The organism is Pelotomaculum sp. FP, assembly GCF_004369245.1.
Taxonomy (GTDB): Bacteria; Bacillota; Desulfotomaculia; order Desulfotomaculales; family Pelotomaculaceae; genus Pelotomaculum_C; species Pelotomaculum_C schinkii.
In genome coordinates this window covers 1-503 of record NZ_QFGB01000168.1, presented here as the reverse complement: position 1 = coordinate 503, position 503 = coordinate 1, and the positions used below count along the sequence as shown (strand labels likewise).

The window sequence follows — 503 nt, the reverse complement described above, 5'->3', positions numbered from 1 at the left end:
ATAATCGACTCCAGGCCTTCATCTATAACCTTTTGATAATCTACGATGAGCCTGCCTTCCGGCACGTCAAACATAAAGCGCAAAAAGACTAATTGCTTTTGCCAGTTCTCCACCTGATCGAAATCATCCATCGTTTCTTTCAGGTATCTCTCTGATAGCGACCGCCAGTCTTTGCCTTCCCAGAACCTGGCGACTTCCAGGATCTTTTCTTTATCTTCCGGATAAATCCGGTAAATCCCGAGCCTGTCTCCCTTGCGTTCCTGGAGCGTACCCTTGATGTACCTTTCTTCTTCCCTTTTGACGTTTTTAAAGCCCTCCAGCATCCAGGCTTCATATTCAGGGTATACCTGGACCCCCCTGAAATAGCGCGACATGCTTCCCACCAGCAACTCATCATCCCAGATCTTCGGTGTCAGATTGGAAAGCACGTGCTTCAACGCTCCCCCTGCCCTTAGATACATGGGCTCGGTCCAGTGTCCTTTGATATAATCCGTGTACAGTAC

At 48.5% G+C, this 503-nt stretch carries 1 protein-coding gene; it reads right to left on the bottom strand.

Annotation, left to right across the window (positions count from 1 at the left end; all coding sequences use genetic code 11):
- The coding region (locus Psfp_RS21215; RefSeq protein ID WP_282434377.1) for a pyruvate formate lyase family protein at window positions 1-503 on the bottom strand (503 nt) is incomplete at both ends.